Source organism: Saccharopolyspora sp. NPDC050642, from assembly GCF_040654735.1.
In the GTDB taxonomy this organism is placed as follows: Bacteria; Actinomycetota; Actinomycetes; order Mycobacteriales; family Pseudonocardiaceae; genus Saccharopolyspora; species Saccharopolyspora elongata.
Map to the genome: position 1 here is coordinate 270932 of NZ_JBFAIN010000008.1, position 20492 is coordinate 291423.

The window sequence follows — 20492 nt, forward strand, 5'->3', positions numbered from 1 at the left end:
GACCAAGTGCGGATTCCGGTTTCCTGGCTGGCCGAGCACCTTGAGCTGCCCGAGGAGACGACCGCGGAGACGCTGGCCGAAGCGTTCATCCGGATCGGGTTGGAGGTCGAAGAGGTCGTCCACCTGACCCAGGTGCGCGGCCCGCTCGTGGCCGGTCGCGTCGCCGCGATCGAGGAACTCACCGAGTTCAAGAAGCCGATCCGGTTCTGCCAGGTCGAGGTCGGCGCGGACGACTCCGGCGAGCAGCAGGTGCAGGGCGTCATCTGCGGTGCCCGCAACTTCCAGGAGGGCGACCTGGTCGTGGTCGCGCTGCCCGGTGCGGTGCTGCCCGGCGACTTCGAGATCACCTCCCGCAAGACCTACGGCAAGGTCAGCGAGGGCATGATCTGCTCGGCCAAGGAGCTGGGCATCGGCGAGGACCACGACGGCATCCTGGTGCTGCCGCCCGGTTCGGCCGACCCCGGGGACGACGCGGTCGAGCTGGTGGGGCTGGACGACTCGATCATCGAGCTGGCCATCACCCCGGACCGCGGCTACTGCTTCTCGGTGCGCGGCCTGGCCCGCGAGCTGTCCAACGCGCTCGACGTGCCGTTCGGCGACCCGGGCACCCGCCCGGTCCCGGCCGACGACCGGCCCTCGCGCGAGGTGGAGCTGCGCGACCCGAGCGCCTGCTCGCGGTTCGTGCTGCGCCGGGTCACCGGCGTCGACCCGACCGCGCCGAGCCCGTGGTGGCTCCGCCGCCGCCTGGCGCTGGCCGGGATGCGGTCCATCTCGCTGGCCGTGGACGTCACCAACTACGTGATGCTGGAGCTGGGCCAGCCGCTGCATGCCTTCGACACCACGAAGGTGACCGGCGCGCTGGTGGTGCGCCGCGCCGAGCAGGGCGAGAAGCTGACCACCCTGGACGGACTGAGCCGCGAGTTGGACCCGGACGACATCGTGATCTGCGACGACAGCGGCCCGGTGTCGCTGGCCGGCGTGATGGGTGGCGAGTCCACCGAGATCGGCCACAACACGCACGACGTGCTGCTGGAGGCGGCGAACTGGGATCCGGCCAGCATCGCCCGCACCATCCGCAGGCACAAGCTGCCCAGCGAGGCGGGCAAGCGCTTCGAGCGGACGGTGGACCCGGCGATCGCCGCGGTGGCCACCGAGCTGGCCGCGCAGCTGCTGGTCCGCTACGGCGACGGCACCATCGCGCCGGGCCGCACCGACGTCGGCGAGCCGAAGCAGCCCGAGCCGGTGACCATGCCGCTGGCGCTGCCGGACAAGATCGCCGGGGTGTACTACGACCGCGGCGTGACCGCCCGGCGGCTGAGCCAGATCGGCTGCCGCATCGAGGTCGGCACCTCCGACGAGGGCGTCGGCGTGGTCACCGCGACCCCGCCGACGTGGCGGCCGGACCTGAAGCAGCCGTACGACCTGGTCGAGGAAGTGCTGCGCCTGGAGGGGTACCACACGATCCCCTCGGTGCTGCCCGCCGCGCCGGCCGGGCGCGGGCTCACCGCGGAGCAGCGCCGCGAGCGCGCGGTCTCCCGCGCGCTGGCCAGTGAGGGCTACGTCGAGGTCCTGCCGTTCCCGTTCGTCGGCAAGGCGACGCTCGACGACTTCGGCCTCGCTGAGGACGACCCGCGGCGGCGCACCATGACGGTGCTCAACGCGTTGGAGAGCGACCGTTCGCTGCTGACCACGACGCTGCTGACCGGGCTGGCGGAAACCTTGCAGCGCAACGTTTCCCGCGGCCAGCGCGATCTCGCGCTGTTCCACATCGGACAGGTCGTGCAGCCCGCGGAGAACCAGCCCGCGGTGCCCTCGGTCGGCGTGGCGTCGCGGCCCAGCGACGAGGAGATCGCCGCGCTGCACGCGTCGCTGCCGGCGCAGCCGAAGCACGTCGCCGTGATGCTGGGCGGCAACCGCGAGCACGCCGGCTGGTGGGGCAAGGGCCGCGAGGCGAACTGGGCGGACGCGGTGCAGGCCGCTCGCGTCGTAGCCGAGGCCGCCGGTGTGGAGCTGACGGTGCGCGCGGGCGAGCTCGCGCCGTGGCACCCGGGCCGGTGCGCGCAGCTGAAGGTCGGTGACGTCGTCGTCGGCCACGCGGGCGAGCTGCACCCGAAGGTCGTGGAGGCGCTGGGCCTGCCGAAGCGGACCTGCGCGATGGAGCTCAACCTGGACGCCCTGCCGCTGACCGACCGCCGCCCGGCACCGCAGATCTCGGCGTACCCGCCGGTGCTGATGGACATCGCCCTGGTGGTGGACGAGGGCGTGGCCGGGGCCGACGTGATCGACGCGGTCCGCGCCGGTGGCGGCGAGCTGCTGGAGGACGTGCGGCTGTTCGACGTCTACGCCGGTGAGCAGCTCGACGAAGGCAAGAAGTCGCTGGCCCTGGCGCTGCGCTTCCGCGCCTCGGACCGGACGCTCAAGCAGGAGGAGGCCACCGAGGCCCGCGACGCGGCGGTGCGAGCCGCCACCGAGCGCCTCGGCGCCAGCCTCCGCGCCTGACTGTTCAGCCGCAATTTCCATTGAAATCGAAGATTCGATTTCAATGGAAATTGCGGCCTTGTCACCCGAGGAGCGGCCGTGGTCAAGCTGGATCGGTTGATCAACGTCCTCGGCGGTCTCGGGGCCCGGCTGGGCAACGCCCCGCGATCCAGGTCCACGGAGCTGCGGTCGGTGGCGCTGCACGACCCGGCCGACCCCGCCCCAGGCGGTGAGGACGTCCTGCTCGCCGTCGGCGTCGACACCGACGGCGCGGCGGATCTGCTCTCGAGCACCCGCGCCGAAGTGGTCGTGCTGCGCTGCACCGAACTCGGCGAGCGGGCGCTCGCGGCGGCCCGCGACCGGCACGTGACGGTGGTGCTCGTCGATCCGGCCGTGTCGTGGGGGCAGCTGGCGGCCGTGATCTACGGGCTGGTGCTGGAGGGTCGCGAAACCGAGGCGGGCCGGGGCCCGACGGACCTGTTCGCGCTGGCCGACGCGCTCGCGGACTCGGTCGGCGGCCCGGTGACGATCGAGGACCACCGCTCCGGCGTGCTCGCGTACTCCAGCCGCCAGCACAGCGCCGACCGGGCCCGGCTGGCCACGATCCTGGGGCGGCGGGTGCCCGCGGAGATCCGGCGGGAGCTGACCGAGCGCGGCGTGTTCCGGCACCTGGAGACTTCCGACGAACCGATCTTCGTGGCTCCGCTGGGGCCGGAATCCCTGCACGGCAGGGCGGTCGTTGCGGTCCGCGCGGGCAAGGAGCTGCTGGGCTCGATCTGGGTGGTGACGGAGCACGCGCTCACGGCCGCGCACCAGGCCGCTTTGGTCAGCGGCGCGCGCACCGCGGCGCTGCACCTGCTCCGCGCCCGGGCCAGCGCGGATCTGGAGCGGCAGGTCGAATCCGACCTGGTCACCGGGCTGCTGGAGGGGCACGAGGACCCCGCCGCGGCGTTGAGTCGCCTCGGCCTGCGCAGCACGAGGTACCGCGTGGTGGCGGTGCAGGTGCACACCGGTGGCGCGCCGGAGGCCGCGCCGCTGCTCGCCTTCGAGCGGGCGACGACCGGTTTCGGCTGGTCGCGGCCCGGGCGCAGCGCGCTGTTCGCGAACACCGTCTACACGATCCTGCCGCACGAGGACGCTGAGCCGGCTTGCGAGTGGGCGCGGGCGCTGGTCCGGGAACTCGCTGGCGATGCGACGGTCCTCGTCGGGGTGGGCGGCCCGGCCGAGCCCGCGCAGCTGGTGGACAGCAGGCAAGAAGCGGACGAGAGCCTGGCGATCCACGCGACGCGGGCGGACCGGGTCGCGGCCGTGGTCTACGACGAAGCGTGGCACGAGATCCTGCTGCGGCGGCTGCGGCACGTCGCGTCGACGGGGCGGGTGCCGGATCGAGGCCCCGTCGTCGAGCTCCGCCGCCACGACCGGGAGCACGGCACGAGCTACGTCGAAACGTTGCGGGCGTGGCTGGAATGCCAGGGCGACCTGGGTGCCGCGGCGGCGCGGCTGGAGGTCCACCCGAACACCGTCCGGTACCGGATGCGGAAGATGGCGGAGCTGACGCCGCTGGACCTGGACGACCCCGATGCCAGGCTGGCGATGATCATCGCGCTCGCCGTGTAGTCGGTTCCGGCCAATCGGGGCGCCGCGATTTGTGCGATTCCGACACTGGCGCGGCGCCGCCGCCGGGGCAGGCTCCACCTCAAGACGTTTCGAGGAGGAAGCATGCGCGAGGACGGGATCGACGGGGTTCCGCGCCGGGCCGTGGTGATCGGCGCGGGTGTGGTCGGCTTGTCGACCGCTTGGTTCTTGCAGGAGCACGGCGTCGAGGTCACGGTGCTCGACCGCGAGGACGTCGCGGCCGGTGCGTCCTGGGGCAACGCCGGTTACCTCTCGCCGGGGTTCTCGATCCCGCTGCCGGAGCCGAGCGTGCTGCGTTACGGGTTGCGGTCGCTGTTCGACCGGGACGCGCCGCTGTACGTGCCGGCCTCGGTGGATCCCGGGCTGTGGTCCTTCCTCACCGGTTTCGCCCGGCGGTGCACGCCCTGGGCCTGGCAGCGGTCGATGCGCGCGTTCGTCCCGATGAACGCCGAGTGCCTGGACGCCTTCGATGCGCTGACCGCGGGCGGCGTGTCCGCGCCGACGGTGCCCGCGCCGATCACGGCGGCGTTCGAGAAGCCCGAGCAGGTCGCCGAGCTGCGGCACGAGTTCGAGCAGATCCGCCGCTGCGGCCAGGACGTCGAGGTCCGCGAACTGTCCACTTCGGACGTCGACGTGCCGCAGCTGTCGTCGAGCATCGCGGCGGTGCTGCGGGTGGAGGGGCAGCGCTTCGTGGACCCCGGCGAATTCACCCGGAGCCTGGCGAAGTCGGTGGTGGAGCGCGGCGGCAAGCTGCGCACCGGGTTCCGGGTGCGCGAGGTGCTGCGCGGCTCCGGTCAGGTCACCGTCAAGTCGGAGCAGGACGAGCGGGTGTCGGCCGAGGCGGTCGTGCTGGCCACCGGCGCGTGGCTGAGCCGGCTGGCGAAGCCGCTGGGCGTCCGCACCGCGGTGCGGGCCGGCCGCGGCTACTCGTTCACGGTGCCGACCGAGCAGCCCGTGCCGGGGCCGATCTACCTGCCCGCGGCGCGCGTGGCGTGCACGCCGTACCAGGGCGGCCTCCGGGTGGCGGGGACGATGGAGTTCCGCCCGGCGGACGATCCGCTGGACCGCGGCCGCATCGAAGCGATCGTGCGCTCCGCGCGCCCGCTGCTGAAGGGCGTCGGCTGGAACGAACGCCGCGACGAGTGGGTCGGCGGCCGCCCGGTGACGCCGGACGGCCTGCCGCTGATCGGCTCGACGAAGATGCCCGGCGCCTACGTCGCGGGCGGCCACGGCATGTGGGGCCTGACCCTGGGCCCGCTCACCGGGCGCCTGCTGGCGGAGCAGATCACCACCGGAAAGCGCCCGGCGCTCCTGCAACCGTTCGACCCGCTGCGATGAGCACGGACCTGACGACGGCGGAACGAGCGGAACTCGACCGCCTCCGCCGCGAGAACCAGCTGCTGCGAGTGGAGAAGGAGATGCTCCTGCGCATCGCCACGGAATACGCCCTGGAGCGGCGCAGCCGAGCCGAACCCAGTTGACGCAAGCGGCACGAGTGGATCTTCTCCGAACCGCCACTCGGTAGATCGACTTCCTGGCAGTATGTCCGGGTGGTCGGAGCAGGGGGTGCGCGGAGCCTGCAGGAGATCCTGCGGCAACGGCAGGGCAGCGAGTTCGTTGGCCGCAGCCTGCAGTGCAGCGTCTTCCGCACGAATCTGCAATTGCCGCCGGTGGACCGCAAGTTCGTGTTCGGCCTGCACGGGCAGGCGGGTATCGGTAAGACGTTCCTGCTGCGCCAGCTCCGGGAGATCTCGCTGCAGCACGAGGCGCTGGTGGCGGTCACCGACGACAACGAGTCCAACCTGGTGGCGGCGATGGGCGCGATCGCCCGCCAGCTGGCCGGCCAGGGCGGCGAGACCCGCGGCTTCGCCCAGCGCCTCGCCGAATACGAACGCAGGCACGACGACGTGCTGTCCGATCCGCAGGCGCCGTCGGAGGCCCGGGAACTGGTGATGTCGACGGCGATCCGGTTCGGCCTCGGTGTGGTGCGCATGGCCGCACCGGGGCTCGGACCGGTCGCCGACGCCGTCCCGCCGGAGAGGCTCCAGGCGTGGATGGAGCAGTGCCGGGGCTACTTCGCGCGGAAGTTCGGTAGCCAGGCCGATGTCCGGTTGCTGCTGTCGCCAGTCGAGGAACTCACCCCGTTCCTGGTCGAGGACTTGCGGAAGCTCGCCCAGCACCGCCAGCTGGTGATGCTGTTCGACAACTACGAGCGCACCTCCGAGGTCATCGAGCCGTGGCTGCTGCGCATGCTGCAGGGGCACTACGGCGAACTTCCCGTCGCCCTGATCCTTGGCGTCGCCGGGCAGCACCCGCTGGATCCCAACAGCTGGGGCGAGTACTCCTCGATCACGGTGACCTGGCGGCTCGATCCGTTCACGTCAGAGGAGGCCCGAACCCTGCTGAACCGCAGGGGAGTCCGCGATCCGGGCCTGGTGGACGTCGTGCTCGAACTGTCAGGTGGGCTTCCGCTGCTGGTCGCGACCTTGGCCGAGCCGGGGCACGATGCGCACGACCCGACGGCAATGGCGGTCGCGCGGTTCCTTAACTGGGTACCCGACCAGCAGCGCCGCGAGGATGCCGTGTTGGCCGCGCTGCCCCGGGGCCTCGACGAGGACATCCTGATCGCGTTGGGAGCGGAGGAAGGCACAGCCGATCTGTTCCGTTGGCTTCGTGACCGCCCGTTCGTCCACGAAAACCAGGGCCGTCTCCGGTACCACCAAGTGGTTCGGGAGACGATGGTGCGCTACGAACGCGGTCGCGCGCCGCGGCGTTTCCGGCTACGCCATCAAACGCTGGCCGAGCACTTCCACCGGAGCCGTCAGGAACTCGCGTTGCCGGGTGAATCAGCCTGGTACGACTGGGAATGGCGGGCGCTGCTGGTTGAAGAGTTCTACCACCGGCTGTGCTGGGCCGCGCACCGCTGGTTGCCGGACGCCATGGAGCACTGCGCGGCGGCGTGCGACGTCGACGCCGGGACCGCGCAGTCCTGGTTCGACATGTTCGCCGAGGCCGCGCGGGATTCGGCGGTGTCGATAGTCGTCACGTTCGTGCGCGACGTGCAGCGCTTCGTGCGCCCCAGCGGGGAACTGGATCTCAACGGCCTGCGGAAGTACCTCATCGGCAGGCTGGAACAGGACAGCACCGGGCGGGCGGCGAGTACCAGGGCGCGAACCTGGGTTGCTACCGATGCCGGGGCAGCCACTTCGGGTGGTGGCGCCTGGTCGTTCGGCGAGCAGGAACGCCGGGGCTCCAACTACCAGGGAAAGCAGGACCATTTCGGCACGGACCTGTCGGAGTCGGTGCCACCGGTCATCGGGGAGTGAAGTTGCGGGCGGCGAACTCGGTGGCGGTGATGCCCATCAGCACGAGGCACTGGGCTCCGCCGCACAGGAATTCCGGGTCGCGCAGGCGGCCTTCCTCGCGGAAGCCGAGTTTGCCGTGCAGCGCGAGGGAAGCGGCGTTGCCGTCGTAGATCCCGACCTCGCACTTGCGGTAGCGCAGCCGCCCGAACATGAACGCGAGCAGGGCGTTGATCGCGTCGTCGGCGTAGCCGCGGCGGCGGTGCTGCGGGCCGATCCCGATGCCGTAGCCGAACCGGCCGGAACCGGGCTCGGCCTGGCTGGCGGACAAGGAGCCGACCAGCGTCCGGTCCAGCAGCGTCTCGATGGCCAGCTGGATGTCGTCGCCGGAGTCGGCGTGGTGCGCCCGGTGCGCTCCCCAGTGCCGGTAGCCGTCGAACTTCGGGTAGTGGGTGTCGGACGATTCCCGGTCGAACCGCATCAGCGCGCGCCGGTCGGCCGGCTCGACGCGCCGCAACCGCACCCGCTGCCCGACCGGGCCCGACGTCGTGATCGACATCGAACGGCGGGCACCCGTGCCGGGGCGGGGTGGGGTCATCGTCATCGGCAACGATGATGCCCGGAGAGCCGCGCCGAAGTCGAAGCGGGGTGCCCCCGGCTGCTAGCCGCGCACGGCGCGCAGGGCGAGCTGCGTCCGGTTCTCGCAGCCGAGCACCGCCATGAGCCGCGAGACGTGGCCCTTGACCGTGCCTTCGCTGAGGTAGAGCCGGGCGGCGATGTCCGCGTTCGGCAAGCCCTCCGCGACCAGCGCCAGCACTTCCCGCTCCCGTTCGCCGAGCGCCGCCAGCTCGGGATCGGGCCGGGGGCCGGGCTCGGCCTCGCGGCGTTTCCGCAGCCGCCGCGCCGCTTCTTCGGAGAGCACCGACGCGCCCGTCGCGGCGGCGATCACCAGCGGCACGAGCTGAGCGGGGGGAGTGGTCTTGAGCAGGAACCCGGTCGCGCCCGCGTCCAGGGCGCCCAGCACGTGCTCGTCGGTGTCGAGCGTGGTCATCGCGACCACGACCGGCGGATCGGGCAGCTTGCGGATCTCCTCGGTGGCCGTGACGCCGTCCATCCCCGGCATCCGCAGGTCCATCAGGACCACGTCGGGCCGGTGGCGCGCCGCGGCTTCGACGCCGGCGGCGCCGTCGTGGGCCACCGCGTCGACGACGATCTGACCGGTGGCGGACAGGATGATGCAGAGGAATTCGCAGACCATCGACTCGTCGTCCACCACGACGACGTGCACGGCGTCACCGGTCACGGCAGGTGCGTCAGCTCGGTCCACGTGCCATCCCGCTCGTCGGCGCTTGGGGAATCGCCTGCAGGCAGGCTCGCCCGCAGAGCGTAGCCGCCGTCGCAGGTCGGTGCGTGCTCGCAGTGCCCGCCGAGCAGCGCGACCCGTCGTCGCAGGCCGGTGAGCCCGATTCCGTTGCCGGGGCCGGAATCCGGTCCGCCGCGGCCGTTGCGCACCAGGACGTCGATGGTGTCGGCCACCTCGATCTCGACCAGGACTTCGGCTCCTGGCGCGTGCTTCCGCGCGTTCGTCAGCCCTTCCCGCACCACCTGCCGCACGGTTCGCGCGAGAGACTGCGGCACGGCGGCGAATTCCTCCGCCACCACCAGCTGCACGGACTGGCCGGCGGCGCGTGCCTCGTCGACCAGTTCCGCCACCTCCGGCGGTGGGGCGTGGCCGGAAGTGCCCAGCAGGTCCAGGAGTTGCCGCAGTTCGGCCAGTCCTTCGGTGCCGAGGCGGCTCATCTGCTCGGCGGCCTGCCGTGCATTGCCCTCTGTCGTCGTGACAGCGAGGGCGTTGGCGTGCAACACCAGCAGGGTGAGCACATGCCCGAGCGTGTCGTGCATTTCCGCCGCCACCTTCTGCCGTTCCTGCTCGCGCGCCTCGCGGATCGCGGCGGCCCGCTCGCGGGCCAGCGCCGCGACGCGGTCACGGCGGGCCTGGCGCAGCCGTCGGGACAGGCTGACGCTCACACCGCCGAGGACGGGCCCCGCCGCGCTCAGCACGGCGGCGAGGGCCGAGTCCCCGTCGAGCGTCGCCCGCACCCCGACCACGAGCAGGTAGCCGAGCAGGATGGCGCCCGAGATGCGCAGTTGCCGCGGTGTGCGCGCGTCCTCCACCACCAGCGCGGTCGCCCACGCCAGCGCGAGGGGAACCCAGATCACGCCCTGCTCGACCATCAGCGTCCGCCACGGCGAGTCGGCGAGTTGCATCACTCCTGCGACGACGGCGACCGCCGCCATCCCGATGTGCCGATGCGCGGGCAGGCGCGCGACCAGCACCGTCGCCGCCAGCTGGGCCAGCAGCCCGACGCCGATCGACGGTGCGATGGCGGTCGGCGGTCCCGGCAGCACGGCGAGCGCGAAGGCGGCGCCGAGGATCGCGAACGCCGCGGTGATGAACGGCAGCCAGCGCCGCAGTCGTCCGCCGGTGCAGACATCGGTCATCGGGGAATCGTATGGCGGGCGCGGGGCCAGGACACCGGTCGCGGCGCAGGTCCGGACTTTCGTCGGGCAGCACCGGACTTTCGTCGCCCGGCAGGCGAGTTCCGGCCGAACCCTTCCGGAACGGCCTGGAACGCGACGGCGGCTAGATCAGCGAGCGGTCGTCCAGGCGGCCAGGATGCGGATGCCGGTGGCGCGCGGCGTCGCGACGATGGCGAAGACCGAGATCGCGAAGCCGGGCACGAACAGCGCAGCCGCTGCCAGGGTGACGCCCAGCGCCCACAGATCGCTCGGTGGGAGGATTGGGGTGAACGGCCCGTTCGCCTCGTCTAGCTGGGTGAATGTGGCGTTCGCCGCGCAGCCGAACGCTCGTTTGATTAATGTTGCATGGGAGTGCATAATCATCCGCATGACGGTTCGAGTGGCAGTTGCCGGGGCTAGCGGCTACGCGGGCGGGGAACTGCTCCGCCTGCTGCTGTCGCACCCCGAGGTGGAGATCGGCGCATTGACCGCGGGCGGCAACGCCGGGACCAGGCTCGGGCAGCACCACCCGAACCTGCTGCCGCTGGCGGACCGCATCCTCGCCGACACCACGGCCGCCGAGCTCGCCGGCCACGACGTCGTCTTCCTCGCCCTCCCGCACGGCCACTCCGCGGCCATCGCGGCCGAACTCGGCGACGACGCGATCGTCATCGATTGCGGCGCCGACCACCGGCTCAACGACCCCACCGACTGGGCCCGCTGGTACGGCGGCGAACACCCCGGCACCTGGCCCTACGGCATCCCCGAGCTCCCCGGCGCCCGCGACCTGCTCCGCGGCTCCCGCCGCGTCGCCGTTCCCGGCTGCTTCCCGACGGTGTCCTCGCTGGCGCTCGTCCCCGCGCTCGCCGCCGGGCTCGTCGAGCCGGACGCCGTCGTCGTCGCGGTCACCGGCACCTCCGGTGCCGGCCGCGCGCTCAAGCCGCACCTGCTCTCCGCCGAGGTGATGGGCTCCGCCAGCGTCTACGGCGTGGGCGGCGCGCACCGGCACACGCCGGAGCTGATCCAGAACCTCAGTGCCGCGGCCGGGGAGCCGGTGAAGGTGTCGTTCACGCCGGTCCTCGCGCCGATGCCGCGCGGCATCCTCGCCACCTGCTCCGCCCCGCTGCGCGAGGGCGTCGACGCGGACGCGGCGCGCAAGGCCTACCTCGACGCCTACGGCGACGAGCCGTTCGTGCACGTGCTGCCCGAGGGCCACTGGCCGCAGACCTCCGCGACGCTCGGCGCGAACACCGTGCACCTGCAGCTGGCGGTGGATTCTGACGCCGGGCGGCTGATCATCGTCGGCGCCGAGGACAACCTCACCAAGGGCACCGCCGGCGGCGCCGTGCAGTGCATGAACCTCGCGGTGGGACTGCCGGAGACCACCGGGCTGCCGCTGGTCGGGGTGGCGCCATGAGCCGGCTGAAGCTCCGGCTGCACGCTGAGCAGCTGGCCGTCGGCATGGTCCCGGCGCACGTCAACCTGGCGCTGACCGGCGGCACCGCGCCGATCCACGGCAGCCTGACCACCGGCGCGGGCCGCACCATCATCTTCCCGTACTCGCTGGCCGCCGAGTCCGGCCCGGACGTCCGGGTGGAGGGGCCGTTCCGGGCGCTGGAGATCGACGGCCCGCTGGACTTCGCGCTGACCGGCGTGCTCGCGGCGCTGCTGGCGCCGCTGGCCGACGCCGAGATCAGCGTCTTCACCCTGTCCACATTCGACACCGACTGGATCCTGGTCCCGGCCGACTCGGCCGTGCGGGCCGCCGAGGTGCTGACCTCCGCTGGGCACACCGTGGATATCGAGGAGAGCCAATGAGCGTGACCGGACCCGCCGGTTTCCGGGCGGCGGGGATCGCCGCCGGAATCAAGGCCGCGGGCGCGCGCGATGTCGCGCTGGTCGTCAACGACGGGCCGCGACAGGCCGCGGCCGGGGTGTTCACCACCAACAAGGTCAAGGCAGCGCCGGTGCTCTGGTCGCAGCAGGTGCTGACGGAGCGCAAGCTCCGCGCGGTGGTGCTCAACTCCGGCTGCGCCAACGCCTGCACCGGCCCGGAAGGCTTCCAGGACACCCACGCCACCGCCGAGAAGGTCGCCGACGTGCTCGGCGTCGGCGCCATCGAGATCGCGGTGTGCTCCACCGGCCTGATCGGCGAGCGGCTGCCGATGGACGCGCTGCTGTCCGGTGTGGACACCGCGGCCAAGGCGCTGGACGCCACCGGCCAGGCCGGGCTCGACGCGGCCACCGCGGTGCTCACCACCGACAGCAAGCCGAAGCAGGCCTTCGGGAAGCACGACGCGGGCTGGTCGGTCGGCGGTTTCGCCAAGGGCGCCGGGATGCTCGCGCCGAACCTGGCCACCATGCTCAGCGTCATCACCACCGACGCGGTGATCGCAGGCGACGACCTGGACGAGGCGCTGCGCGCGGCCACCAAGGTCACCTTCGACCGGCTCGACGTCGACGGCGGCACCTCCACCAACGACACCGTCCTCGTCCTGGCCTCCGGCGCCTCCGGCGTCGAACCGTCCAAAGAGGACTTCACCGAGCTGCTCACCACCGTCTGCACGGACCTGGTCCGCCAGCTGCAGGACGACGCCGAAGGCGCCACCAAGACCATCGACATCACCGTGCGCGGCGCGGTCAGCGAGCCCGACGCGGTCGCCATCGGGCGCACCATCGCCGAGGACAACCTGGTCAAGACCGCGATGTTCGGCTCGGACCCGAACTGGGGCCGGATCGCGATGGCGCTCGGCCGGGTCGACGCCGAGATCGACGTGGCCAAGCTGGAGATCGCCACCAACGGCGTCACGCTCTACGCGAACGGCACCAAGGCCCGCGACCGCAGCGAGGCCGACCTGTCCGGGCGCGCCATCGAGATCGTCGTGGACCTGCACCTCGGCGAGCACGCGGCGACCATCCTGACCACCGACCTGTCCCACGCTTACGTCGAAGAGAACAGCGCGTACTCGTCATGACCCAGCAAGAAGCCGGCGACCGGCTGGCCACCGCTGCCGAGAAGGCCAGCGTCCTCGTCGAAGCCCTCCCGTGGCTGCAGCGCTTCCACGGCGCGACCGTCGTGATCAAGTACGGCGGCAACGCGATGATCGACGATGAGCTCAAGCGCGCCTTCGCGCACGACATGGTGTTCCTGCGGCTCGCCGGACTGCACCCGGTGGTGGTGCACGGCGGCGGACCGCAGATCACCGCGATGCTCGACCGGCTCGGCATGGAAGGCGAGTTCCGCGGCGGCCTGCGGGTGACCTCCCCGGAGACCATGGACGTGGTGCGCATGGTGCTGGTCGGCCAGGTCGGGCGCGAACTGGTCGGGCTGATCAACCAGCACGGGCCGTACGCGGTCGGCATGTCCGGCGAGGACGCCCGGCTGTTCACCGCCGAGCGCCGCACCGCGACGGTCGACGGCGAAGCCGTGGACGTCGGGCTCGTCGGCGACGTGGCGTCGGTCAACGCCGACGCGGTGCTCGACCTGATCAAGGCCGGCCGCATCCCCGTCGTCTCGACCGTCGCCCCGGACGCCGACGGCGTGGTCCACAACGTCAACGCCGACACCGCCGCCGGGGCACTGGCGGTCGCGCTCGGCGCCGAGAAGCTCGTGGTGCTCACCGACGTCGAGGGCCTCTACACCAACTGGCCGGACCGCGGCTCGCTCGTGTCGCGCCTGGACGCCGACCAGCTGGCGGAACTGCTACCGAGCCTGTCCAGCGGCATGGTCCCGAAGATGGAGGCCTGCCTGCGCGCGGTGCGCGGCGGGGTGCCGCGGGCGCACGTCATCGACGGCCGCCTCGCGCACTCGGTCCTGCTCGAGGTGTTCACCAGCGCCGGAGTCGGCACGATGGTACTGCCGGCGCAGGTGGAGGAGGACGCATGAGCAACGCTCACTTCCTTTCTGCTCATGCGGTCCGACCGGGTGCGGGTGTCCCGCAAAACACCGAGGAAGGCGAGAACTGATGACCACCAACGCCGCGGGAGCGCAGCGCTGGCAAGCGTCCATGATGGACAACTACGGCACCCCGAAGCTGACCCTCGTCAGCGGTTCGGGCGCCGAGGTGACCGACGCCGACGGCAAGACCTACGTGGACTTCCTCAGCGGCATCGCGGTCAACGCGCTCGGCCACGCGCACCCCGCCGTGGTGCAGGCCGTCTCCGAGCAGATCGGCAAGCTCGGCCACGTCTCCAACCTCTACGTGCACGAGCGGGGCCTCAAGCTCGCCGAACGGCTGCTGGACCTCGCCGGCGCGGCAGGCCAGGGCCGGGTGCTGTTCTGCAACTCCGGCGCCGAGGCCAACGAGGCCGCGTTCAAGATCGCGCGGCTGACCGGCCGCGCCAAGCTGGTCGCCGCGCACGGCGGCTTCCACGGCCGCACCATGGGCGCCCTCGCGCTCACCGGCCAGCCCGCCAAGCAGCAGCCCTTCGAACCGATGCCGCCCGGCGTGGTGCACGTGCCCTACGGCGACGTGGCCGCGCTGGAGTCCGAAGTGGACGACAACACCGCGGCGGTGTTCCTGGAGCCGATCCAGGGCGAGAACGGCGTGATCGTGCCGCCCGAGGGATACCTCCAGGCGGCCCGGGAGATCGCCACCCGCAACGGCGCGCTGCTGGTGCTCGACGAGGTGCAGACCGGCATCGGCCGCACCGGCTCGTGGTTCGCCTTCCAGCGCGCCGGTGTCGTGCCCGACGTGATCACCCTGGCCAAGGGCCTCGGCGGCGGCCTGCCGATCGGCGCCTGCATCGGCATCGGCGCCGCCGGCGACCTGCTGCACCCCGGCCAGCACGGCACCACCTTCGGCGGCAACCCGGTGGTCTGCGCCGCCGCGCAGGCGGTGCTGGACACCATCGCCGCCGACGGGCTGCTCGAACACGTCGAACAGGTCGGCAAGGAACTGGTCACCGGCCTGCAGCAGCTCGACCACCCGCTGATCGGCGAGGTGCGCGGCGCGGGCCTGCTCATCGGCGTCGGCCTCACCGAACCGGTGTCGGCCAAGATCGCCGCCGCCGCGCAGGACGCCGGATTCCTGATCAACCCCATCCAGCCCGACGCGATCCGGCTGGCCCCACCGCTGATCGTGCGGCCGGACCAGGTGCGGCGGCTGCTCACCGCCATGCCCGCGCTGCTCGACGCTGCCAAGGAGAACCACTGATGCCCCGGCACTTCCTCCGCGACGACGACCTCACGCCCGCCGAGCAGGCCGAGGTCCTCGACCTCGCCGACCAGTTCAAGGCCGATCCGCACGGCTCCGACGCGCTGGCCGGGCCCAAGTCGATCGCGGTGCTCTTCGAGAAGAACTCCACCCGCACCCGGCTGTCCTTCGAGGTCGGCATCGCCCAGCTCGGCGGCCAGCCGATCGTCGTGGACGGGCGGATGATGCAGCTCGGCCGCGAGGAGACCATCGAGGACACCTCCCGGGTGCTGTCCCGCTACGTCCACGCCGTGGTGTGGCGGACCTTCGCGCAGGCCCGCATCGACGCGATGGCCTCGGTGTCCCGGGTGCCGGTGATCAACGCGCTCACCGACGAGTTCCACCCCTGCCAGGTGCTCGCCGACCTGCAGACCGTCCGGGAACGGCACGGCAAGCTCGCCGGCCTCACCCTGACCTACCTCGGCGACGGCGCCAACAACATGGCGCACTCGCTGATGGTCGGCGGCGTCACCGCCGGCATGCACGTCCGCATCGGCGCGCCGGCGGGCTTCCGCCCGCTGGACTGGGTGCTGGACGCGGCCCGGAAGCGCGCCGCCGAGACCGGCGGCTCCGTCGAGCTGTTCAACACCCCGAACGGCGCGGTCGAAGGCGCGGACGTGCTGGTCACCGACTCCTGGACGTCGATGGGCCAGGAGAACGACGGCAAGGACCGGGTCAGCCCGTTCCGGCCGTTCCAGGTCAACGCCGAACTGCTGGCCGCCACCGGCAAGACCGACACCAGCGTGCTGCACTGCCTGCCCGCGCACCGCGGCATGGAGATCACCGACGAGGTGATCGACGGCCCGGCCAGCGCGGTGTTCGACGAAGCCGAGAACCGCCTGCACGCGCAGAAGGCGCTGCTGGCGTGGCTGGTGCGACAGCCATGACGACCCGCGTCGCGCGGCAGGCCCGCATCATCGAACTGGTCGCGTCGATGGGTATCCGCAGCCAGACCGAGCTGGCCAAGCTGCTCGCGGGCGACGGCATCGAGGTCACCCAGGCGACGCTGTCGCGGGACCTCGACGAACTCGGCGCGGTCAAGCTGCGGGGTGCCGACGGCGGGGCGGCGGTCTACGTCATCCCCGAGGACGGCAGCCCGGTCCGCGGCGTGCAGGGCGGCACGTCGCGGTTGAGCCGGCTGCTCGGCGAGCTGCTCGTCGGCGCCGACGGCGCGGGCAACCTGACCGTCCTGCGCACCCCGCCCGGCGCGGCGCAGTTCCTGGCCAGCGCCATAGACCGAGCGGCGCTGCCGGAGGTGGTGGGCTCCATCGCGGGCGACGACACCGTGATGATCGTCGCCCGCGAGCCCCTCACCGGGCACCAGCTGGCCGCCCGGTTCACCGACATGGCCGCGGGCGAAGGGCAATCCGAAGCGGACGCCGAAACGCCGCGGTCCACAATGGATGACGACGACCCACACCAGACCGGGGGAACACCGTGACGCAGCAAGGCAGCGAGCCGACCAAGCTCTGGGGCGGCCGGTTCGCCTCCGGCCCGGCCGAAGCGATGGCCGCGCTGAGCCTGTCGACCCACTTCGACTGGCGACTGGCGCCCTACGACATCGCCGGATCACGCGCCCACGCCCGCGTGCTGCACCGCGCAGGGCTGCTCACCGCCGACGAACTCGAGCGGATGCTCGCGGGCCTGGACGTCCTGGCCGCGGACGTCGAGGCGGGCACCTTCACGCCGGTGATCGACGACGAGGACGTGCACACCGCCCTCGAACGCGGCCTGTTGGAACGCGTCGGGCCGGAACTCGGCGGCAAGCTGCGCGCCGGGCGCTCCCGCAACGACCAGGTCGCCACGCTGTTCCGGATGTGGCTGCGCGACGCCAACCGCCGCGTCGTCGCGGGCGTCCTCGACATCGTCGACGCCCTCGTCGCCCAGGCCGCCGAGCACCCCGACGCGGTGCTGCCCGGCCGCACCCACCTGCAGCACGCGCAGCCGGTGCTGCTGGCGCACCACCTCCTCGCGCACTGCCAGGCGCTGCTGCGCGACGTCCAGCGCTTCCGCGACTGGGACGCCCGCACCGCGTTCTCGCCGTACGGCTCGGGCGCTCTGGCGGGCTCCTCGCTCGGGCTCGACCCGCAGGCCGTCGCCGCCGAGCTCGGCTTCGCCGGCGCCGTCGACAACTCCATCGACGGCACCGCCTCGCGCGACTTCGCCGCCGAGGCGGCGTTCTGCCTCGCGATGCTCGGCGTGAACCTCTCTCGCATCGCCGAAGAGGTGATCATCTGGAACACCGCCGAGTTCGGCTACGTGACGCTCGACGACGCCTGGGCGACCGGCAGCTCGATCATGCCGCAGAAGAAGAACCCGGACGTCGCCGAGCTGGCCCGCGGCAAGTCCGGGCGGCTCATCGGCAACCTCGGCGGCCTGCTGGCCACGCTGAAGGCGCAGCCGCTGGCCTACAACCGGGACCTGCAGGAGGACAAGGAGCCGGTCTTCGACTCCGTCGAGCAGCTGGAGCTGCTGCTGCCCGCGATGGCGGGCATGCTCGGCACCCTGACCTTCCACACCGGGCGGCTCGCCGAGCTGGCGCCCGCCGGCTTCACCCTCGCCACCGACATCGCGGAGTGGCTGGTGCGCCAGGGCGTTCCGTTCCGGGTCGCGCACGAGGCGTCGGGGGAGTGCGTGCGCACCGCCGAGGCCCGCGGCGTCGGGCTGGAGGACCTGACCGACGAGGAACTCGCCGCGGCCAACCCCGCGCTCACCCCGCAGGTGCGCGAGGTGCTGACCGTCGAGGGCTCCATCGCCTCCCGCGACGCGCACGGCGGCACCGCCCCGAACCGGGTGGCCGAGCAGCGCGAACGCGTCGTCGACAACGTGCGGCAACATCGCGAGTGGCTGTCTAAGTGATCACGGTTTGGGCACGACCGGTAGTGTCTTGCCTGTGAGTCAGGTGACGCGCGACGAACTTGCCCTCGATCCACTGTGGGTGGCTCGCCGCCTGCTCGGCTGCGAGCTGCGGTCGACCGGGCCGCAGGGCGAGGTCGGCGTGCGCCTGGTCGAGGTGGAGGCCTACCGCGGCCTGGACGACCCCGCGTCGCACTGCTACCGCGGGCGGACCGAGCGCAACGCCGTGATGTTCGGTCCGGCCGGTTACTTGTACGTGTACTTCGTGTACGGGATGCACTTCTGCATCAACGTCGTGTGCCTGACCGACGGTGTCCCCGGCGCGGTGCTGTTGCGCGCCGGGGAGATCACCACGGGCGCCGAGCTCGCCCGCTCCCGCCGCCCGGCGGTCCGCAAGGACACCCAGCTCGCCAGCGGGCCCGCCCGGCTGGCCGGGGTCCTCGGCATCACCCGCGAGCACAACGGCGTCGACCTCACCGACCCGGAGTCATCCATCCGGTTGTACAACGGCACCCCGGTCGGCGAGGACGACATCCGCAGCGGACCCCGGGTCGGCGTCGCCGCGGCGATGGACCTGCCCTGGCGGACCTGGGTGGACGGCTCGTCGGCGGTCAGCTCGTACCGGCGCGGCGGCCGCCGCCGCATCCAGGCCCGGACGTAAACCGGGTTGCTCGCATGAGCGAGACTTGGACGCGTGAGTGAGAACATCCTTGACGAGCTGACCTGGCGCGGCCTGATCGCGCAATCCACCGACCTCGACTCGCTGCGACGGGAACTCGACCAGGGGCCGCTCACCCTCTATGCCGGTTTCGACCCGACCGGCCCCAGCCTGCACGCCGGGCACCTGATCCCGATCCTGACGCTGCGCCGCTTCCAGCAGGCCGGGCACCGGCCGGTGGTCCTGGCTGGCGGCGCCACGGGCCTGATCGGCGACCCGCGCGACGTCGGCGAGCGCAACCTGCACGACGAGAACACCGTGCTGGAGTGGACGGACAAGATCCGCGCCCAGCTGTCCGCGTTCGTCGACTTCGACGACTCGCCGACCGGCGCGATCATGGAGAACAACGCGCACTGGACCGCGGACCTGCCGGTCACGGCGTTCCTGCGGGACATCGGGAAGCACTTCTCGGTGAACACGATGCTGGCGCGGGAGACCGTCAAGCGGCGGCTGGAAACCGACGGCATGTCCTACACCGAGTTCAGCTACATGTTGTTGCAGGCCAACGACTTCGTGCAGCTGTACCGGAAGTACGGCACCCGGCTCCAGCTCGGCGGCTCGGACCAGTGGGGCAACATCATCGCCGGCGTCGACCTGGTCCGGAAGCAGGAGTCGGCCGCCGCGCACGCGCTGACCCTGCCGCTGGTCACCGACTCGGAGGGCCGCAAGTTCGGCAAGTCCACCGGCGGCGGCAACGTCTGGCTGGATCCGACGATGACCACGCCGTACGCCTGGTACCAGTACTTCGTCAACGCGGCCGATGCCGACGTGGCGAAGTACCTGCGGCTGTTCACCTTCCTCGACCGCGAGGAGATCGACGAGCTGGAGCGGAGCACGGTGGAGCGGCCCCAGCTGCGGGCCGGCCAGCGCAAGCTCGCCGAGGAGCTGACCACGCTGGTGCACGGCGCGGATCAGACCCGCAAGGTCGTCGCGGCCAGCCAGGCGCTGTTCGGCAAGGGCGAGATCGCCGAGCTCGACGAGGCGACCCTGGACGCGGCGATGGCGGCGGTGCCGACGGCGGAAGCCCGGCTCGCCGACGCCCCGACGATCGTGGACCTGCTCGTCGAAACCGGTCTCGCCACCGGGAAGGGCGCGGCGCGGCGCACCATCAAGGAGGGCGGCGCGTACGTCAACAACGGCAAAATCGCTGATGAGGAGTGGTCGCCGAGCAAGGACGACCTGCTGCACGGTCGCTGGCTGGTAATCCGCCGTGGCAAGCGTCACACTGCGGGCGTTCGGGTCGTGGACTAGCCTGGAATCAGCACCGGAAAGGGGCGCTGAGCTGCATGTTCGGGCTCCGCCGGTGCTGATTCGAGCCGATTTGACTCGACGCTGAACGAGGCGTAAATTGTTTCAAGTCAGCGCGGAACGGGCCGATGAAAAACGGACCGGGCACTGGCGCGGGGTCGCGAACCAAGCTCCTTCCTCAGGGTGGTAGAGTGGGCGTCCCGATCAGGAAATCGAAATTCAGCAGCCGGCTTGATTGTCCGTGCGGTGAGGTTGCGGTTTCCGACCAGATCTTTGATGAAAAAGTGCTTGGCTGCGGCCGGGCGGAATAGCGAGCCGAAATACGGCGATCCGGCGGGGGTGACCCCCCGGGAAAGCCGAAAAAAAGGGCCTGCTACTCTGGTCGACAGCAAAAGCGAGAAAGAAAATGCTCCCCGGAGCTGCGGTCCTGATAAGGGGTCGGGGTGATGGTGTGGGTGTGTTCTTTGAGAACTCAACAGCGGACTGTTTTGGTTAGTGTTCTTTTATGCCCCCGACCATTTCGGTGGTTGGTGGTTTCTT

General features: G+C 71.6%; 19 protein-coding genes. 15 read left to right on the forward strand and 4 right to left on the reverse strand.

The genetic code is table 11. The annotated features are described in order from the left end of the window. The first annotated feature begins 6 nt into the window (after window positions 1-6). From pheT to AB0H93_RS16275, 5 genes are all read left to right on the forward strand, one after another. Window positions 7-2499 (forward strand): phenylalanine--tRNA ligase subunit beta, encoded by a 2493-nt coding sequence (gene pheT / locus AB0H93_RS16255; protein ID WP_358572953.1) that lies wholly within the window; start codon window positions 7-9, stop codon window positions 2497-2499. A 78-nt stretch (window positions 2500-2577) separates the two neighbouring features. Beyond that, entirely contained in the window at window positions 2578-4095 is a 1518-nt protein-coding gene (locus tag AB0H93_RS16260) for a helix-turn-helix domain-containing protein (protein WP_358572955.1), read from the forward strand. A 102-nt stretch (window positions 4096-4197) separates the two neighbouring features. After that, window positions 4198-5451, forward strand: a complete 1254-nt coding sequence (locus tag AB0H93_RS16265; RefSeq protein ID WP_358572957.1) for an FAD-dependent oxidoreductase — start codon at window positions 4198-4200, stop codon at window positions 5449-5451. Beyond that, the gene (locus AB0H93_RS16270) at window positions 5448-5594 is read left to right on the forward strand and encodes a hypothetical protein (RefSeq protein ID WP_358307600.1); all 147 of its coding nucleotides are present in this window, start codon (window positions 5448-5450) and stop codon (window positions 5592-5594) included. Before AB0H93_RS16265 ends, AB0H93_RS16270 begins: the two co-directional genes overlap by 4 nt. 69 nt (window positions 5595-5663) lie before the next feature. Continuing rightward, window positions 5664-7439, forward strand: coding sequence for an ATP-binding protein (locus AB0H93_RS16275; RefSeq protein ID WP_358572959.1), 1776 nt, complete (start codon window positions 5664-5666; stop codon window positions 7437-7439). Here AB0H93_RS16275 and AB0H93_RS16280 read toward each other — a convergent pair. The 4 genes from AB0H93_RS16280 to AB0H93_RS16295 form a co-directional block, all read right to left on the reverse strand. Continuing rightward, window positions 7426-8019 carry a GNAT family protein gene (locus AB0H93_RS16280; RefSeq protein WP_358572961.1) on the reverse strand — a complete coding sequence of 198 codons (594 nt, stop codon included), beginning with the start codon at window positions 8017-8019 and terminating at the stop codon, window positions 7426-7428. The genes AB0H93_RS16275 and AB0H93_RS16280 overlap by 14 nt on opposite strands. Before the next feature lie 57 nt (window positions 8020-8076). Next, window positions 8077-8718: a response regulator transcription factor gene (locus AB0H93_RS16285; protein WP_358572963.1), complete on the reverse strand. Its 642-nt coding sequence runs from the start codon at window positions 8716-8718 to the stop codon at window positions 8077-8079. Next, window positions 8715-9917, reverse strand: coding sequence for a histidine kinase (locus AB0H93_RS16290; protein WP_358572965.1), 1203 nt, complete (start codon window positions 9915-9917; stop codon window positions 8715-8717). Before AB0H93_RS16290 ends, AB0H93_RS16285 begins: the two co-directional genes overlap by 4 nt. Window positions 9918-10064: 147 nt before the next feature. After that, window positions 10065-10319, reverse strand: coding sequence for a hypothetical protein (locus AB0H93_RS16295; protein WP_358572967.1), 255 nt, complete (start codon window positions 10317-10319; stop codon window positions 10065-10067). Between the two features lie 4 nt (window positions 10320-10323). Here AB0H93_RS16295 and argC point away from each other — a divergent pair, with 4 nt between their 5' ends. The 10 genes from argC (at window position 10324) to tyrS (ending at window position 19955) form a co-directional block, all read left to right on the forward strand. Continuing rightward, window positions 10324-11352, forward strand: coding sequence for an N-acetyl-gamma-glutamyl-phosphate reductase (gene argC, locus AB0H93_RS16300; protein ID WP_358572969.1), 1029 nt, complete (start codon window positions 10324-10326; stop codon window positions 11350-11352). Next, complete coding sequence (locus AB0H93_RS16305) at window positions 11349-11753, forward strand: ACT domain-containing protein (protein WP_358572971.1); 405 nt, start codon at window positions 11349-11351, stop codon at window positions 11751-11753. The genes argC and AB0H93_RS16305 overlap by 4 nt, the downstream gene beginning before the upstream one ends. Beyond that, window positions 11750-12910: a bifunctional glutamate N-acetyltransferase/amino-acid acetyltransferase ArgJ gene (gene argJ, locus AB0H93_RS16310; RefSeq protein WP_358572973.1), complete on the forward strand. Its 1161-nt coding sequence runs from the start codon at window positions 11750-11752 to the stop codon at window positions 12908-12910. Before AB0H93_RS16305 ends, argJ begins: the two co-directional genes overlap by 4 nt. Next, on the forward strand, window positions 12907-13821 hold the full coding sequence (argB, locus tag AB0H93_RS16315) for an acetylglutamate kinase (RefSeq protein WP_358572975.1): 915 nt from the start codon (window positions 12907-12909) through the stop codon (window positions 13819-13821). Before argJ ends, argB begins: the two co-directional genes overlap by 4 nt. Window positions 13822-13900: 79 nt before the next feature. Then, window positions 13901-15091: an acetylornithine transaminase gene (locus AB0H93_RS16320; RefSeq protein ID WP_358572977.1), complete on the forward strand. Its 1191-nt coding sequence runs from the start codon at window positions 13901-13903 to the stop codon at window positions 15089-15091. Continuing rightward, on the forward strand, window positions 15091-16017 hold the full coding sequence (argF, locus tag AB0H93_RS16325) for an ornithine carbamoyltransferase (protein WP_358572979.1): 927 nt from the start codon (window positions 15091-15093) through the stop codon (window positions 16015-16017). Before AB0H93_RS16320 ends, argF begins: the two co-directional genes overlap by 1 nt. Further along, the gene (locus AB0H93_RS16330; RefSeq protein ID WP_132493938.1) at window positions 16014-16571 is read left to right on the forward strand and encodes an arginine repressor; all 558 of its coding nucleotides are present in this window, start codon (window positions 16014-16016) and stop codon (window positions 16569-16571) included. The genes argF and AB0H93_RS16330 overlap by 4 nt, the downstream gene beginning before the upstream one ends. Continuing rightward, the gene (gene argH / locus AB0H93_RS16335; protein WP_358572981.1) at window positions 16568-17989 is read left to right on the forward strand and encodes an argininosuccinate lyase; all 1422 of its coding nucleotides are present in this window, start codon (window positions 16568-16570) and stop codon (window positions 17987-17989) included. Before AB0H93_RS16330 ends, argH begins: the two co-directional genes overlap by 4 nt. A gap of 34 nt (window positions 17990-18023) precedes the next feature. Further along, a complete protein-coding gene (locus AB0H93_RS16340) occupies window positions 18024-18647 on the forward strand; it encodes a DNA-3-methyladenine glycosylase (protein ID WP_358572983.1) in 624 nt (207 codons plus the stop codon). Between the two features lie 33 nt (window positions 18648-18680). Continuing rightward, window positions 18681-19955, forward strand: coding sequence for a tyrosine--tRNA ligase (gene tyrS, locus AB0H93_RS16345; RefSeq protein WP_358572985.1), 1275 nt, complete (start codon window positions 18681-18683; stop codon window positions 19953-19955). Window positions 19956-20492: the final 537 nt, after the last annotated feature.